Source organism: Mycobacterium fragae, from assembly GCF_002102185.1.
Taxonomy (GTDB): domain Bacteria; phylum Actinomycetota; class Actinomycetes; order Mycobacteriales; family Mycobacteriaceae; genus Mycobacterium; species Mycobacterium fragae.
The window spans coordinates 100,254-116,172 of the sequence record NZ_LQOW01000026.1 but is presented as its reverse complement, the minus strand read 5'-3'; the positions used below and the strand labels follow the sequence as shown (position 1 = coordinate 116,172).

Below are 15,919 nucleotides of genomic sequence, written 5' to 3'. Positions count from 1 at the left end.
AGACGGAGTCGACCGCTCGGATTTAGGCAGTCACGTGTGCGGCATGCACCTCGTCGGCCGGCCGCGCCTCGGTCTGCTCCTTGGCCCAGCGGTAGTCGGGCTTGCCGGCCGGTGAGCGCTTGACCTCGTCTACCAGCCAAAGGCTGCGCGGCACTTTGTATCCGGCGATTTCGGAGCGCACGAAGCTGTCCAGCTCCGACAGCGACGGCCGGCATCCCGGCCGGGCTTGCACGACGGCAGCCACGTGCTGGCCGTAACGGGGATCGGGCACGCCGACCACCAACGCGTCGAAGACGTCGGGGTGCGCCTTGAGCGCTGCCTCGACCTCCTCGGGATAGATCTTTTCGCCACCGCTGTTGATCGATACCGAGCCGCGGCCCAACATGGTGACCGTTCCGTCGGCCTCGACCTGCGCGTAGTCCCCGGGGATGGCGTATCGGACGCCGTTGATGGTGCGGAAGGTCTCGGCGGTCTTCTTCTCGTCCTTGTAGTAACCGACTGGGATGTTGCCCTTCTTGGCGATGAAGCCGCGCACACCCGAGCCGGGCTTCACCTCGTTGCCCTCGTCGTCGAGAACCACCGTGCGATGGTCGATGGTCACTCGCGGGCCACCGCTGTGCGGCGCGTCCTTGGCGACGACGCTGGTGCCGCCGAAGCCGGTCTCCGAGGAGCCGATCGAATCGGTGATGACCCGGTTGGGCAGGAGCTCGAGGAGCTTCTCCTTGATGCTCGGCGAGAACAGCGCCGCGGTGCTGGCGAGCAGGAACAGCGACGACAGGTCGTAGTCATTCTCTTTTTGGAGAGCGTCGAGCAGCGGCCGCGCCATCGCGTCCCCGGTGAAGAACAGCAGGTTGACCTTGTGCTTGTGGATGGTGCGCCACACCTCGTCGGCGTTGAATTCCGGTGCCAGCACGGTGGTTTGACCCGAGAAGAGCGACATCCAGGTCGCCGACTGGGTGGCGCCGTGGATCATCGGCGGTATCGGATAGCGGACCATCGGCGGATTCTCGGCGGCGGCCTTGGCCAGGTCGTACTCGTCCTTGACGAATTCGCCTGTCGCGAAGTCGGTTCCGCCGAAGAGCACCCGGTAGATGTCCTCGTGGCGCCACATCACACCCTTCGGGAAGCCGGTGGTGCCGCCGGTGTAGAGCAAGTAGATGTCGTCGGCGCTGCGTTCGCCGAAGTCGCGTTCGGGTGAACCCTGCGCGATCGCGGAGTAGAACTCGACGCCGCCGTAACGCTGGTAATCGTTGTCGCTTCCGTCCTCCACGACGAGGATGGTCTTGACGTTCGGGGTTTCGGGCAGCACGTTGGCGACGCGGTCGGAGTACTGGCGCTCGTGGACCAGCGCAACCATGTCCGAGTTGTCGAACAGGTAGCGCAGTTCGCCCTCGACGTAGCGGTAGTTGACGTTCACCAGGATGGCCCCGGCCTTCACGATGCCGAGCATCGCGATCACGATCTCGTTGCGGTTGCGACAGTAAAGTCCGACCTTGTCGTCCTTCTTGACGCCGTGGTCCAGTAGGTAGTGAGCCAGGCGGTTGGCCTTCTCTTCCAGCTGTGCGTACGTCAGCTGGTCGTCGCCGCAGATGAGGGCGACACGGTCAGGCACAGCGTCGATGGCGTGCTCGGCGAGGTCGGCAATATTCAGGGCCACGGACCCCAAATTAGAACGTGTTACATTTCCTGACAAGTCTGAGGCCAGCGCACAGGAAGGCGGACACTCGTGAGCGAGTCTGAGAAAACGGCCGACGCCCTCATTGAGCAGCGCGGACACACCCTGATCCTGACACTGAACCGGCCCGAGGCCCGCAACGCGCTTTCCACCGAGATGCTCTCGACCATGGTCGAGGCGTGGGACCGCGTGGACAACGATCCCGACATCCGCTGCTGCATCCTGACCGGCGCCGGCGGTTACTTCTGCTCGGGCATGGACCTGAAGGCGGCGACCGCCAAGCCGCCCGGCGACTCGTTCAAAGACGGCAGCTATGACCCGTCACGCATCGACGCGCTGCTCAAGGGTCGCCGGCTGACCAAGCCGCTGATCGCCGCCGTCGAGGGGCCGGCGATCGCCGGCGGCACCGAGATCCTGCAGGGCACCGACATCCGGGTCGCCGGCCAGAGCGCCAAGTTCGGCATCTCGGAGGCCAAGTGGAGTCTGTACCCTATGGGCGGGTCGGCCGTACGGCTGGTACGGCAGATCCCCTATACCGTGGCCTGCGATCTGCTGCTGACCGGTCGGCACATCACCGCCTCGGAGGCCAAGGAGATCGGGCTCATCGGGTATGTCGTTCCCGACGGCGAGGCGCTGAACAAGGCGCTGGAGATCGCCGACGTCATCTCGGCTAACGGCCCGCTCGCCGTGCAGGCGATCCTGCGCGCGATCCGGGAAACCGAAGGCATGCACGAGAACGAGGCCTTCAAAATCGACACTCAGCTTGGCATCTCGGTGTTCGTGTCCGAGGACGCCAAGGAAGGCCCACTGGCGTTCAAGGAGAAGCGCAAGCCCCAATTCAAGGGCCGCTAACCTCCCTCTGTCGCCGAGCGTGTACGTAGGGCGGAAAATCCGCGGATTTTCCGCCCTGAATGCACGTTGGCGACACTGTCGGTGCCGGAAGCCACACTGCCGGCATGGGGGAACCATTCATAGGCAGCGAAGCCCTGGCGCGCGGTCGGCTGACGCGACACGCGCTGCGAAGCAGATACGTCGCAATCCATCCAGACGTCTATGTCCGAGCCGACACCGAACTCACGGCTGCGTTGCGCGCTCGCGCCGCCTGGATGTGGTCTCGTCGCCGCGGAATCATCGCCGGCCAGTCAGCGGCAGCGATGCATGGTGCCAAGTGGGTCGACGATCATGCTCCGGCTGAGCTGTTGTACGACTATCGGCGTCCGCCAAATGGCATCCGCACATGGTCGGATCGCTTCGAGGAGGACGAGGCGCAGATGGTCGATGGGATACCGGTCACCAGTCCGGCCCGCACCGCTCTTGATCTGGCCTGCCGCTATCCCGTCGGCAAGGCGGTCGCCGCCATCGATGCGCTTGCCCGGGCCACACACCTGAAAATGGCCGACGTCGAATTGCTCGCCGAGCGCTACAAGGGCCGCCGCGGCATACGACACGCCCGCATCGCGCTGCCGCTCGTCGATCCCGGTGCCGAATCCCCGCGGGAAACGTGGTTGCGGCTGTCACTCATTCGGGCCGGCTTTCCTCCGCCGCAGACGCAGATCCCGGTTTACGACCAGTACGGCCAGCTCGTGGCCGTCGTCGATATGGGTTGGGAACACATCAAACTGGCCGTCGACTATGAGGGTGACCACCATCGCACAGATCGCCGACAATTCAACCACGACATCAGGCGAGCGGAAGCGGTCATGGAGTTGGGATGGATCGACATCCGGGTGACCGCCGAGGATACGGAAGGCGGCATCATCCGGCGGGTCTCATCGGCATGGGAACGCCGAACGTGAAGCTCGGCGAGTTAGTTGCCCACCGGCGCGCTAGGGGTGAACACGACCGGCATTTTCTCCAGACCGGACACGAAGTTCGCGGGCCGCAGCGGCAGCTCCGCATCCGACGCCAGCCGCAAATCGGGAAGGCGTTGCAGCAGTCGGGTCAACATGATCGACAGCTCGAGCCGGGCGAGTTGGTTGCCCAGGCAGAAGTGCGTCCCGAATCCGAACGCCAGATGATTGTTCGGATAGCGCTCGATGTTGAAGGTCTCCGGATCGTCGAATACCTTTTCGTCGAAGTTCGCCGACTCGAACAACAGGATCATCTTCTCACCCTGATGCAGCTGGGTGCCGTGAAACTCGTTGTCAGCGGTGACCGTTCGGGCCATGTTCTTGACCGGTGCCGTCCAGCGCAGCATCTCTTCGATCGCGTTCGGCAGCAATCCCAGGTCCGCGGCGAGCCGCTTGTGCTGATCGGGGTGCAGCAGCAGCTGCCTCATGCCGCCGGACAGCGTGTGACGGGTGGTTTCGTCGCCGCCGACAAGTAGCAGCACAACCTCGACGACGATCTCATGGTCCTCCAGGCGCGACCCCTCGACCTCGGCGTGCACCAAGACGCTGACCAGATCGTCGGTCGGTTGCGTTTTCCTGGCCGAGATCATCCCCATCATGTATTCGTTGTAGGCGGCGAAGGCTTCCATGCTGGCCTGGACACCCTCTGGCGACGCAGTGCTACTCAGGAAGCTGACCAAATCGTCGGACCACTTCAGGAACATCTGGCGTTCTTCAGGACGCACACCGAGCATGTCGCCGATGACCGCCATCGGCAGCGGCGCGGCCAGGTCCCAGACGAAGTCGCACTCTCCGCGTTCGCAGACCGCGTCGATAAGCGTGTCGCACAGTGAAATGATCTTGGGTTCCAGATCTTTCACGCGCTTGCGGGTGAAACCGGAATTGACGAGCTTGCGCCGCAACAGATGTTGCGGATCGTCCATCTCGATCATCATCTCGATCGGGTCTTGGTCGGGCCGGATGCCGCCGGCGTTGGAGAACAACTCCGGGTTGCGCTCGGCCTCGATCACCGCCTGGTACGTCGACGCCGCGGCCAGCCCGTTGCGGTCGCGGAAGACGGGTTCGTTCTCCCGCATCCAGCGGTAGACGGACCGATAGTCGCCCGCGTAGAAGGAGCCGTCGGTGAGATCGACGTCCGGTCTGGTCGAAGTCATGAGATCTCCTGGGCATTACCGAATGACATCTGCACGTTGGCAGCCGAAGTCGACAGCATCGCTCGCTTAGGCAAGCCAAGCGACGCAAGCTCTTTCGCATAGGGGTGATCGCCGAGTCGTAGCCGCACCCCGCCGGGCCGATAACGCGAACCCACGGTGGACATGCTGAACCCCGTCTCCAATGTATGACCGTCGCGATGGGAGTACGAGCGCAACTGCTGCTCGCGATAGGTCAGTGCCGACGGAACCCGCAGGCCGCGTTGGAATTCCATGTCGACCACGAGCTGGCCGTCGACGGTCACGTCGAAGCCGAACCGGTCAGCCTCTCGAATTCTGAAGTCAGCCATCACTTTCGGGAATCCCCAAATCGTTCGCCCCGCTTCGAGAGTGAAGCTTTGGTCGACCAGCATGTGATGGATGAAGGCGGACTGCAGTGCGCGAAAACCGGACACGGTGGACCCGGGCTGATTGACCATCACATTGGTGCTCAGCTCGTGGTACTCGCCGAGGTCACCGTCGATGAAGTGCGCGAGCACCAGGGCGACGGCGGCGCGGCCGGGCAGAAAGCGGGCCACCTTCAGGCCGCTGTAGTCGATCGTCCGTTGCGCGGCGTCGGCGTCGACCGAGAACACGGCCATGCGCTGGGTCGCCTTGCGGATGTTCACCGGCATGGTCAACACGGTGCCTGCGATGGTGTACTGCGAGGCTGTCATCCGGCCAATCTAGAACGTGTTCTATCGGTCCGGCAATACCCGTCTAGGTCAACGCTGCGAGCTCGCGGACCTGCTCCGGGCTGCGCGCGGTGACCACCATCATCGTGACACCCGCGGCCTCCCAGACCGTGATCTGCTTACGCACGTAGTCGAAGTCGCCGACGATCACGGCGTCGTCGACGAGCTCGTCGGGGATGATCTCGGCCGCCTTGTCCTTCTGGTTCGACCGGAAGAGCTTGGTGACCTCGTCGACCACCTCCGCGTAGCCCATCCGGCGGTAGACGTCGGCGTGGAAGTTGGTGTCCTCGGCGCCCATGCCGCCCATGTAGAGCGCCAGATACGGCTTGATCCCCGCGAACGCCGCCGCCCGGTCGTCGGTGATCACCACCTGCGCGGTCGCGCAGATTTCGAAGTCCTCACGGCTGCGCCGTGCCCCGGGCCGGGCGAATCCCTCGTCGAGCCATTCGTTGTACATATCGGCCAGCCGCGGGGCGTAGAAGATCGGCAGCCAGCCGTCGCAGATCTCAGCGGCCAGCGCGACGTTCTTCGGGCCTTCGGCGCCCAAGAGGATCGGGATGTCGGCCCGCAGCGGATGGGTGATGGGCTTGAGCGCCTTGCCCAGGCCGGTGGTCCGCTCGCCGGTCAACGGCAGCGGGTAGTGCGGGCCGTCGCTGGTCACCGGCTTCTCCCGGGCCAGCACCTGGCGGACGATGTCGATGTATTCGCGAGTGCGGGCCAGCGGCTTGGGAAACGACTGGCCGTACCAGCCCTCTACCACCTGCGGACCCGAGACGCCCAGCCCCAGCATGTGCCGGCCACCGGAGAGATGGTCCAGGGTCAGCGCCGCCATCGCGCACGCGGTCGGGGTGCGCGCAGACAGCTGCACCACCGAGGTGCCCAGCCGCACCCGCCGGGTAGACGCTCCCCACCAGGCCAGCGGCGTGTAGGCGTCCGATCCCCACGCCTCGGCGGTGAACACCGCGTCGAAGCCGGCGTCCTCGGCCGCGATCACCAGCTCGGCGGCATTCTCCGGCGGCTGAGCGCCCCAATATCCCAGTTGCAGTCCCAGCTTCATCTCCGGCTCCTTGCTCAGATTCTTAGAACCTGTTCTACTCGAAGGCGTGACAGCAAGCTCAAGCAGCCCGTCCCTGATCGACCACCCTGAGCCGCCTCTCTCGGCGCCGCTGACGTTGTCCTTCGACTACACCCGTTCGGTCGGTCCCACGCTGGGCAAGTTTTTCACCGCACTACGCGAGCGCCGCATCCTCGGAGTGCGCGGATCAGATGGCCGGGTGCATGTGCCGCCGGCCGAATACGACCCGGTCACCTACGAACCGCTGGGCGAGATGGTACCGGTGTCGGCCGTCGGAACCGTCGAGTCCTGGACCTGGCAAGCGCACCCACTGGAAGGCCAGCCGCTGGACCGTCCGTTCGCCTGGGCGCTGATCACGCTCGACGGCGCCGACACCCCGCTGCTGCACGCCGTGGACGCGGGCAGCGCCGAGGCCATCAGCACCGGCGCCCGGGTGCACGTGCACTGGGCCGACGAACCGGCCGGCGCCATCACCGACATCGCCTACTTCGAGCTGGGTGAGGACACCGAACCGGAAGGCCAGCCGGACGACCGTGACCCGGTGACGATGATCGAAACACCGATCACGCTGGAGATCCAGCACACCGCATCGCATCCGGAAAGCGCCTATCTGCGGGCGCTGCAGGAAGGCAAGCTGCTGGGCGCACGGACCGGCGAGGACGGCAAGCTGTACTTCCCGGCGCGCGAAGTCGACCCCGCCACCGGCCTGGCCCTCGACAACTACGTCGAGCTGCCGGACAAGGGCACGGTGACGACGTTCGCGATCATCAACATCCCGTTCGCCGGCCAGCGCATCAAACCTCCCTACGTGGCGGCCTATGTGTTGCTCGACGGAGCCGATATTCCGTTCCTGCACCTGGTTACCGACATCGACGCCTCCGAGGTGCGGATGGGCATGCGGGTCGAAGCGGTGTGGAAGCCGCGTGAGGAATGGGGCCTGGGCATCGACAACATCTCCCATTTCCGGCCGACCGGCGAACCGGACGCCGACTACGACACCTACAAACACCACCTGTAAAGGCTGTTATGACTACTCGTGATGTAGCGGTGGTGGGGTTCGCCCACGCCCCACACGTACGCCGCACCGACGGCACCACCAACGGCGTCGAGATGTTGATGCCGTGTTTCGCCCAGCTCTATTCCGACCTGGGCATCGCACGCGCCGATATCGGTTTTTGGTGCTCTGGGTCATCGGATTACCTTGCTGGACGCGCTTTTTCGTTCATTTCGGCGATCGACTCGATCGGCGCGGTGCCGCCGATCAACGAGTCGCATGTCGAGATGGACGCGGCTTGGGCGTTGTTCGAGGCGTACATCAAACTGCTCACCGGTGAGGTGGACACCGCGCTCGTCTACGGCTTCGGCAAATCCTCGGCCGGGGTGCTGCGCCGCATCCTGTCGCGGCAGACCGACCCCTACACCGTCGCGCCGTTGTGGCCGGATTCGGTGTCGCTGGCGGGTTTGCAGGCCCGCTTCGGATTGGACGCCGGCAAGTGGACGGCTGAGCAGATGGCGCAGGTCGCGCTCGATTCGTTTGCTTGCGCTCAGCGGACCGATTCGGAAAAGCCCGCCAAGAGCATCGACGAACTGCTGACGCGACCGTTCTTCGCCGATCCGCTGCGTCGCCATGACATCGCGCCGATCACCGACGGGGCAGCCGCGATCGTGTTGGCGGCTGGCGACCGGGCCCGCGAACTCCGGGAAAACCCTGCCTGGATCACTGGCATCGACCATCGCATCGAGACTCCCGTGTTGGGTGCCCGAGACCTGACGGTGTCGCCGTCGACGGCCACGTCGGCGCGAACGGCGACCAACGGTGACGTCGCCTCCATCGAAATCGCGGAGCTGCATGCGCCGTTCACCCACCAGCAGCTCATCCTCACCGAGGCCATCGGGCTGCCGTCGTCGACGAAGGTCAACCCCTCGGGCGGGCCGCTGGCGGCCAACCCGATGTTCGTCGCCGGGCTCGAGCGGATCGGCTTTGCCGCACAGCACATCTGGGACCGATCGGCCCAGCGGGTGCTGGCGCATGCGACCAGCGGACCGGCGCTGCAGCAGAACCTGGTCGCCGTCATGGAAGGTTGGAACTGATGGCCGGGCAAATCGCCGCAGTACTCGGCACCGGGCAGACCAAGTACGTCGCCAAGCGCCACGACGTCTCGATGAACGGCCTCGTACGGGAGGCGATTGACAAGGCACTGGCCGATTCCGGTTTAACGTTCGACGACATCGACGCCGTCGTGGTGGGCAAGGCGCCGGACTTTTTCGAGGGCGTCATGATGCCCGAACTGTTCATGGCCGACGCGGTGGGAGCTAGTGGCAAGCCGCTGATCCGGGTGCACACCGCCGGCTCGGTGGGCGGGTCCACCGGTGTGGTGGCAGCCAGCCTAGTGCAGTCCGGCAGGTATCGCCGCGTGCTGGCGATGGCCTGGGAGAAGCAGTCGGAGTCAAATGCCATGTGGGCGTTGAGCATTCCGGTGCCGTTCACCAAGCCTGTCGGAGCGGGCGCCGGTGGCTATTTCGCTCCGCACGTACGCTCCTACATCCGCCGTTCGGGCGCGCCGACCCACATCGGCGCGATGGTGGCGGTCAAGGATCGGCTGAACGGCGCCAAGAACCCGCTGGCGCATCTGCAGCAAGCCGACATCACGCTGGAGAAGGTGATGTCGTCGCAAATGCTCTGGGATCCCATCCGATACGACGAAACCTGCCCCTCCTCCGACGGCGCCTGCGCGCTGGTCATCGGCGACGAGCAGACCGCCGACGCCCGCGTCGCCGACGGACATCCGGTGGCCTGGATCCATGCGACCGCGCTGCGCACCGAACCGCTGGCCTACTCGGGTCGCGACCAGGTCAACCCACAGGCGGGCCGCGACTGTGCGGCAGCATTGTGGAAAGCGGCCGGCATCACCAGCCCGATCGACGAGATCGACGCCGCCGAGATCTATGTGCCGTTTTCCTGGTTCGAGCCGATGTGGCTGGAAAACCTCGGGTTCATGCCCGAGGGCGAAGGATGGAAGCTCACGGAGGCCGGTGAGACCGCGATCGGCGGCCGGCTCCCGGTGAACCCTTCCGGCGGGGTGTTGTCGTCGAACCCGATCGGCGCATCGGGCATGATCCGCTTCGCCGAAGCCGCAATTCAGGTGATGGGCAAGGCCGGGGCGCACCAGGTGCCGAATGCCCGCAAGGCGTTGGGCCACGCCTACGGCGGCGGTTCGCAGTATTACTCGATGTGGGTGGTGGGGGCCGATAAGCCGTGACGAGGATGAAGTACTCCTGCAGTATCTGGATGGCGCCCATCGACGAGCTGGTCGAGCTCGCCAAGACCGCCGAAGAGGTGGGCTTCGATGCGATGGCGCTGCCGGACTCGTTGTTCTACATGGAAAAGCAGTCGGTCGACTATCCGTACACACCTGACGGGTCGCGGATGTGGACTGCGGACACGCCCATCGTGGACCCGCTGATCGCCGCCGGCGCGATGGGCGCGGTCACATCGAAGCTGCGGTTCTACACGAACGTGATGAAGCTCGGCTCTCGCAATCCGTTGCTGCTGGCACGCCAGGTCGGCTCGGTGGCGAATCTGACCAACAACCGCTTTGCGCTGGGCGTGGGAATCGGCTGGGCGCCTGAGGAATTCGAGTGGTGTGGCGTGCCGTATCAGCGCCGTGGCGCCCGTGTCGACGAGATGATCGAGGTCATGAAACTGGTGCTGGGCGGCAGCATGGTCGAATTCCACGGCGAATTCTACGATTTCGACCGCTTACAGATGAGCCCTGCTCCGTCGCAGCCGGTGCCGTTCTACGTGGGCGGCCACACCGAGGTCGCGCTGAAGCGTGCCGCCCGGGTCGGCGACGGCTGGACCAGCGCCATGATGACCCGCGACCAGCTGGCCGACACCATCGGAAAGCTGAGCGCGTTACGCGCCGAATACGGCCGAGACGCCGAGCCGTTCGAATACCAGGCGGTCTGCATCGACCGGTTCGGCATCGACGGGCACCGCGATCTCGCCGAGATCGGCGTCACCGACTACATCGTCATGCCGTGGGTTCGACGCCCGGACGCGCCGTTGCAGGACAAGCTGGACTCGCTGAAACGCTTCGCCGACAAATACATTCAATCCGGATGGCAGGACAAATGACAGAGACACAGACCGAGCGTCCCGCACACGCCGCCGGACGGCGCTCACGCGAGGCGGTCGAGACCAGGGACAAAGAAGCATGGCTGGCGGTGTTCGCCGACGATGCCATCGTCGAAGACCCCATCGGGCCGTCGCATTTCGATCCGGAAGGCAAAGGGCACCGCGGTCGCGACGCGATCTCAGCGTTCTGGGACAAGGCGATTGCACCGACGGACAAGATCGAGTTCAACTTCCGCGACACCTACCAGTGCGGCAACGAGGAAGCCAACGTCGGCAACATCGTGATCACGATGGGCGGACACCAAATCACCGCCGACGGCGTCTTCACCTACAAGGCCAACGACGACGGCCAGTTGGTGGCACTGCGCGCGTATTGGGAATTGGACCGCGCTGCTGCGACCGCCCGACCGGTATAGACCGCTAAATCGGCTCCAGGCCCGTCAGATAGCGCCGGGCCAGATCCTGATACGCCTGGGGGTTGACATTCACCCACGTCTCGGCGCTGGTGCCCGCGATCGGGCCCTTGACCTTCGCTGGGGATCCCACCACCAACACTTCGGCTGGAATCTGGGTGCCGGCCACCACCAGTGAATGTGCCGCGATCAAGCTGCGTGCGCCGATCACCGCGCCGTCGAGCACGGTGGCGTGATTGGCGATCAGCGCCTCGGCGCCGACGTGAACCCCGTGGATGAGACACATATGCGCCACCGTCGCTCCCGGGCCGATGTCGACCGGAATGCCGGGTGGCGCGTGCAACACCGATCCGTCCTGCACATTGGCGCCCTCACGCACGATGACCGGCGCATAGTCGGCGCGCAGGACGGTGTTGAACCACACCGACGCCCCTGCCTCGATCGTGACGTCGCCGATCACGCTGGCGGTTGGGGCGACGAACGCGGTGGGATCGACCTTCGGTGATCGGCCCTCGAATGAAAACAGCGGCATCGTTCAGATATACCCCAGGTCGGGTATGCCGTCGTCAACGCCGCTCTCGTTGCGCGATACCGGTACAAAACTGTAACGTGTTCTAGTTAGAAGCTGATGAACTTGGAGGCGTCATGGCTACCGAGACGGCCGGTATTCGCGAGATCGACGCCGGCACCCTGCCCGACAGGTATGCCCGCGGCTGGCACTGCCTCGGCCCGGTCAAGGACTACCTGGACGGTCAGCCGCACGGCATCGAGGCTTTCGGCACCCATCTCGTCGTGTTCGCCGACTCTCACGATGAGCTACACGTCCTCGACGGCTACTGCCGCCACATGGGTGGCAACCTGTCACAGGGCACCATCAAGGGCGATGAAATCGCATGCCCATTCCACGACTGGCGATGGGGCGGCGACGGCAAGTGCAAGCTGGTGCCCTACGCCAAGCGCACGCCGCGGCTGGCGCGCACCCGCTCATGGCACACCGACGTGCGTGGTGGGCTGCTGTTCGTCTGGCACGACCACGAGGGCAACCCGCCGCAACCCGAGGTGCGGATCCCCGAGATTCCGGAGGCGGCCAGCGACGAGTGGACCGACTGGCGGTGGAACTCGATATTGATCGAGGGCTCCAACTGCCGCGACATCATCGACAACGTCACCGACATGGCGCACTTCTTCTACATCCATTTCGGTTTGCCGACGTACTTCAAGAACGTCTTCGAGGGCCACATCGCCTCGCAGTACCTGCATAATGTCGGCCGCCCCGACGTCAACGACATGGGCACCACGTACGGTGAGGCGCACCTGGATTCGGAGGCGTCCTACTTCGGGCCGTCGTTCATGATCAACTGGCTGCACAACACCTACGGCGATTACAAGGCCGAGTCGATCCTGATCAACTGCCACTACCCGGTGACCCAGGACTCGTTTGTGTTGCAGTGGGGCGTCATCGTCGAAAAGCCAAAGGGCTTGGACGAGAAGATGACTGAGAAGCTGGCCAAGACGTTCACTGAGGGCGTCAGCAAGGGCTTTTTACAGGATGTTGAGATCTGGAAGCACAAGACCCGCATCGACAACCCCTTGCTGGTCGAGGAGGACGGCGCGGTCTATCAGATGCGACGGTGGTATCAGCAGTTCTATGTCGACGTCGCCGACGTCAGCCCGGATATGACCGACCGCTTCGAGATCGAGGTGGATACCACGGTCGCCAACGAGAAGTGGCACGTGGAGGTCGAGGAGAACCTCAAGCGGCAGGCCGAGGAGCAGCCCACGGCATGACAGGCGAGCAGCCGCCCGACGTCGACCAGCTGGCTCGGTCGATGTTGGCGCTGCGCGGCGATCACGACAGCCATGACGAGCCACCACCCGCCGCCCAGGGGCGACGCCGCGGATCCTGGTCTAAGGCACCGGCTTTCGCCGACGACCCGCAACGCGCCGCCGCGGTGCGGGATGCTACGCAGGCCGACCGGGAGCGGTACCTGACCTCGGGCCTGCAACCGGTGGACTGCCGGTTCTGTCACGTCACGGTCAACGTCAAGAAGCTCGGCCCCGGACACACCGCGGTGCAGTGGAATACCGAAGCGTCGCAGCGCTGCGCCTATTTCGCCGAACTGCGCGCGTCCGGTGGGGACAGCGCGCGCACCAAGTCCTGCCCGAGGCTGGCCGACAGCATCGAACATGCCGTTGCCGAAGGATGTTTGGACCCGGTGTCGACTGCGCCGCCCCCCGGCGACGGCTGAGCTCAACGGCCTTGGGGCAGTTTGGTGATCGTTTCGAAGGCCTCGAGAAACACGGCCGCGATGTCATCGTCGTGGGCGGTGGCCATCGGCTTTTTCTGTAGCAGGGCGCGCTGCACGCCGATGCCCAACAGCAGAGCGGTGACCATGTCGGCGCGAAGTCGCGGTTGGTCGGCGGTGATACGGCCGGACAGGTTGCGAGTGAGGCCGGTTTCGATCTGCTGGTTAAGCCGCGCGACAACCTCGGGGTCCCCGCTGGAGCGCAGCAGCGCGAACAGCGGGGCGTCGATATCGCGGCGGGCTTGCAGCACACGTTCGATCAGGAGCTGTCCTACCGCGTCATCGGGGGCCCGGCGAGCGGCGGGAACGTTGTCCGAGATATCGGTCGCCTGAGTGAAGAGCTGCTGTTTGGAGCCGAAGTAGCGGCGGATGAGCATCACGTCCACGCCGGCCTGGGCGGCGATCGAGCGTAACGAGGTGCCTCGATAACCACGTTGCAAGAACTGCTGCTTGGCCGCCTCCAATAGTCGGTTGCGGGTAGCCGAAGCGTCGCGATACCGCGGCTGCTCGCCGCCAACCTGTTGCGCCATGGCGCCCTCCAAGAGTGTGTCTACGGCTGTAGACATCTTAGCGGCACAGCGCTATCATCGTATGTCTACGAATGTAGACATTTCGCTGATGATTGAGGGTTCACAATGGCCGGAGTAATGCTCGTCAAACAAAAGGTCAACAGTGTCGGACAGTGGAACGCTGTGTTCCGTGATCCCGAGTTGGACGCCGTGCGGCGTGCGCACGGTTTGGTGGTAACCGGGACCTACGTCGACGCCGACGATCCGAACACCGTCATCGTGGTGATGGACATGGCAGATTTCGACCAGGCGCGGACATTCGCGGTTTCCACGGAGTTGGCGATCGCCCGCGAAAAGGCCGGCGCAATAGGCGCCCCGGATGGTGTGTGGTTCGGGCGGCAAGAAATTCAATGACGTGGTGAACGGGCAACATGACCAGGGCGGAATGCAATCCTTCGGGACTATTCCGCGCCCACAGAACGAGCCGGTGTTTCACGCTCCGTGGGAGGGGCGCGTGGAAGCCATGACAATGGTGTTGCTGGTCGCCGGCCACCTCGGCGGCGGTGGTGTTTTGCGCTATGCCATCGAGAGCCTGCCGCCCCTTCTTTACTTGCAAGACAGCTACTTCGAGCGCCACCTTGATGGGCTGGAAAACGCGTTGGTGCAACGCATGCTCTTGGAGCGAGACGAGATCCGCGATCGTGTTGAGCAACTCGCTAGCGCGAAAGACAGCAGAAACGTGCAGAGCAGCAGCGGCGGAGCTCAGCCCGCCGGGACGCCGGGACCGCCGACGCGCGGTGGTGAACCGGGTAACCGCCGGCAGGTTGACTACCCACCGCGTTTCGCTGTGGGCGATGACGTCATTGCGCGCAACATCCATCCCCGTGGGCATACCAGACTGCCCCGCTACGTGCGCGGTCGTCGCGGCAGAATCACCAGGATCCATCCGGCCGCCGTCTTTGCCGACACCGACGCACATGGAATGGGAGAAAACCCCCAGTACGTCTACACCGTGAGCTTTGACAGTCACGATCTGTGGGGAGATACGGCCGAGGCCAATCTGAAAGTGCAGCTTGGGCTGTGGGAAAGCTACCTGGACGCGGCATGAATCATCAAGACCGCCAAGCAGAAGCGGGACAATCGGATCCTGCCCTGCGCGCCCGCGCGATCGAATCGCTGCTCCTGGAAAAGGGACTGATTACACGCGCGGCAGTCGATGCGGTTGCGGCGACGCTCGAAAACGATGTCGGGCCACTCAATGGTGCACGCGTGGTAGCCCGAGCCTGGAGCGACCCCGAATACAAAAGGCGGTTACTGGCCGATGGCAACGCCGCCCTGGAGGAATTGGGCCTCACCGCCCCAACCGAATTCATCGTCATGGAAAACACCGACCATGTCCACAACATGATCGTCTGCACGCTGTGCTCGTGTTACCCGTGGACAGTGCTCGGGCTGCCCCCGACCTGGTACAAATCTCCCGAGTACCGTGCCCGCGTGGTGATCGAGCCTCGCACGGTCCTCGCCGAGTTCGGAGTGCATTTACCCGCGTTGACTCAAATCCGCGTGTGGGACTCGACCGCGGAAACTCGGTACATGGTGCTACCGCGGCGGCCCGCCCACACCGAGGACTGGAGCATCGACGATCTCGTAACTATCATCACGCGCGATTCGATGGTCGGCGCAGCTGTCATCGCTGACCCGGCCGGAAGCAAGACCCGTCCATGACTCGACACGCAATGATGAAGCCATTCGATGCGCCGGGCCACGCCGCGCTTCCGCGAGTCAACGGCGAATTGATCTTTTCCGCGCCGTGGGAAGCCACGGTTTTCACGCTCGCTGTCGCCCTCTCCGACGCGGGCAGGTTCTATTGGCGTGAGTTCCACCAACAACTTATCGCCGAGATCCGGCAATGGGAGAGCCAGCCGCAGCACGCAGAAGAGTGGGACTACTACCAGCGATGGCTGGCCGCACTAGAACACGTCCTGTGCCGTCGCGGACTCCTCACCCAGTCCGAACTTCACGACAGAACAGTCGCGCTGGCTGCTCACGACCACCACCACTAGCAGCG

Annotated in this window: 19 protein-coding genes; 13 read left to right on the top strand and 6 right to left on the bottom strand. The window is 64.4% G+C overall.

Annotated features, from left to right (window positions below; translation table 11 throughout):
• Window positions 1–22: 22 nt before the first annotated feature.
• A complete protein-coding gene (locus tag AWC06_RS14960; RefSeq protein WP_085198781.1) occupies window positions 23–1,666 on the bottom strand; it encodes an acyl-CoA synthetase in 1,644 nt (547 codons plus the stop codon).
• A 60-nt stretch (window positions 1,667–1,726) separates the two neighbouring features.
• On the opposite strand from AWC06_RS14960, the gene AWC06_RS14955 reads away from it, so the two are divergent.
• Complete coding sequence (locus AWC06_RS14955) at window positions 1,727–2,527, top strand: crotonase/enoyl-CoA hydratase family protein (protein WP_085198780.1); 801 nt, start codon at window positions 1,727–1,729, stop codon at window positions 2,525–2,527.
• A 104-nt stretch (window positions 2,528–2,631) separates the two neighbouring features.
• A complete protein-coding gene (locus AWC06_RS14950; RefSeq protein ID WP_085198779.1) occupies window positions 2,632–3,471 on the top strand; it encodes a hypothetical protein in 840 nt (279 codons plus the stop codon).
• A gap of 11 nt (window positions 3,472–3,482) precedes the next feature.
• Here the strand turns inward: AWC06_RS14950 and AWC06_RS14945 are convergent, their stop codons facing one another.
• From AWC06_RS14945 to AWC06_RS14935, 3 genes are read right to left on the bottom strand one after another with little or no spacing between them, the layout of a single operon-like run.
• Complete coding sequence (locus AWC06_RS14945) at window positions 3,483–4,679, bottom strand: cytochrome P450 (protein ID WP_085198778.1); 1,197 nt, start codon at window positions 4,677–4,679, stop codon at window positions 3,483–3,485.
• The gene (locus tag AWC06_RS14940) at window positions 4,676–5,392 is read right to left on the bottom strand and encodes an acetoacetate decarboxylase family protein (RefSeq protein WP_085198777.1); all 717 of its coding nucleotides are present in this window, start codon (window positions 5,390–5,392) and stop codon (window positions 4,676–4,678) included. Before AWC06_RS14940 ends, AWC06_RS14945 begins: the two co-directional genes overlap by 4 nt.
• A gap of 43 nt (window positions 5,393–5,435) precedes the next feature.
• A complete protein-coding gene (locus AWC06_RS14935) occupies window positions 5,436–6,467 on the bottom strand; it encodes an LLM class F420-dependent oxidoreductase (RefSeq protein WP_085198776.1) in 1,032 nt (343 codons plus the stop codon).
• 46 nt (window positions 6,468–6,513) lie between these two features.
• On the opposite strand from AWC06_RS14935, the gene AWC06_RS14930 reads away from it, so the two are divergent.
• From AWC06_RS14930 to AWC06_RS14910, 5 genes are read left to right on the top strand one after another with little or no spacing between them, the layout of a single operon-like run.
• Window positions 6,514–7,503, top strand: a complete 990-nt coding sequence (locus AWC06_RS14930) for a Zn-ribbon domain-containing OB-fold protein (protein WP_085198775.1) — start codon at window positions 6,514–6,516, stop codon at window positions 7,501–7,503.
• Window positions 7,504–7,511: 8 nt separating this feature from the next.
• Complete coding sequence (locus tag AWC06_RS14925) at window positions 7,512–8,576, top strand: thiolase domain-containing protein (RefSeq protein WP_085198774.1); 1,065 nt, start codon at window positions 7,512–7,514, stop codon at window positions 8,574–8,576.
• Window positions 8,576–9,745 carry a thiolase domain-containing protein gene (locus tag AWC06_RS14920; RefSeq protein ID WP_085198773.1) on the top strand — a complete coding sequence of 390 codons (1,170 nt, stop codon included), beginning with the start codon at window positions 8,576–8,578 and terminating at the stop codon, window positions 9,743–9,745. Before AWC06_RS14925 ends, AWC06_RS14920 begins: the two co-directional genes overlap by 1 nt.
• 5 nt (window positions 9,746–9,750) lie before the next feature.
• Window positions 9,751–10,623, top strand: coding sequence for a TIGR03619 family F420-dependent LLM class oxidoreductase (locus tag AWC06_RS14915; RefSeq protein ID WP_085198772.1), 873 nt, complete (start codon window positions 9,751–9,753; stop codon window positions 10,621–10,623).
• Complete coding sequence (locus AWC06_RS14910) at window positions 10,620–11,039, top strand: nuclear transport factor 2 family protein (RefSeq protein ID WP_085198771.1); 420 nt, start codon at window positions 10,620–10,622, stop codon at window positions 11,037–11,039. Before AWC06_RS14915 ends, AWC06_RS14910 begins: the two co-directional genes overlap by 4 nt.
• A gap of 4 nt (window positions 11,040–11,043) precedes the next feature.
• On the opposite strand, the gene AWC06_RS14905 is transcribed toward AWC06_RS14910, so the two are convergent.
• Complete coding sequence (locus AWC06_RS14905; protein WP_085198770.1) at window positions 11,044–11,568, bottom strand: gamma carbonic anhydrase family protein; 525 nt, start codon at window positions 11,566–11,568, stop codon at window positions 11,044–11,046.
• A 113-nt stretch (window positions 11,569–11,681) separates the two neighbouring features.
• Between AWC06_RS14905 and AWC06_RS14900 the strand changes: the two genes are divergently transcribed.
• Window positions 11,682–12,824 (top strand): 3-ketosteroid-9-alpha-monooxygenase, oxygenase component, encoded by a 1,143-nt coding sequence (locus tag AWC06_RS14900; protein WP_085198769.1) that lies wholly within the window; start codon window positions 11,682–11,684, stop codon window positions 12,822–12,824.
• Entirely contained in the window at window positions 12,821–13,285 is a 465-nt protein-coding gene (locus AWC06_RS14895) for a hypothetical protein (protein WP_085198768.1), read from the top strand. Before AWC06_RS14900 ends, AWC06_RS14895 begins: the two co-directional genes overlap by 4 nt.
• A 2-nt stretch (window positions 13,286–13,287) precedes the next feature.
• Here AWC06_RS14895 and AWC06_RS14890 read toward each other — a convergent pair whose 3' ends face one another.
• Window positions 13,288–13,872 (bottom strand): TetR/AcrR family transcriptional regulator, encoded by a 585-nt coding sequence (locus tag AWC06_RS14890; protein ID WP_085198767.1) that lies wholly within the window; start codon window positions 13,870–13,872, stop codon window positions 13,288–13,290.
• Window positions 13,873–13,977: 105 nt separating this feature from the next.
• Between AWC06_RS14890 and AWC06_RS14885 the strand changes: the two genes are divergently transcribed.
• The 4 genes from AWC06_RS14885 to AWC06_RS14870 are packed head-to-tail and all read left to right on the top strand — an operon-like array spanning window position 13,978 to window position 15,914.
• Complete coding sequence (locus AWC06_RS14885) at window positions 13,978–14,265, top strand: hypothetical protein (RefSeq protein ID WP_227370958.1); 288 nt, start codon at window positions 13,978–13,980, stop codon at window positions 14,263–14,265.
• Entirely contained in the window at window positions 14,231–14,959 is a 729-nt protein-coding gene (nthB, locus tag AWC06_RS14880; RefSeq protein WP_085198765.1) for a nitrile hydratase subunit beta, read from the top strand. The genes AWC06_RS14885 and nthB overlap by 35 nt, the downstream gene beginning before the upstream one ends.
• A complete protein-coding gene (nthA, locus tag AWC06_RS14875) occupies window positions 14,956–15,576 on the top strand; it encodes a nitrile hydratase subunit alpha (protein WP_085198764.1) in 621 nt (206 codons plus the stop codon). Before nthB ends, nthA begins: the two co-directional genes overlap by 4 nt.
• Window positions 15,573–15,914 carry a nitrile hydratase accessory protein gene (locus AWC06_RS14870; RefSeq protein ID WP_085198763.1) on the top strand — a complete coding sequence of 114 codons (342 nt, stop codon included), beginning with the start codon at window positions 15,573–15,575 and terminating at the stop codon, window positions 15,912–15,914. Before nthA ends, AWC06_RS14870 begins: the two co-directional genes overlap by 4 nt.
• Window positions 15,915–15,919 lie beyond the last annotated feature (5 nt).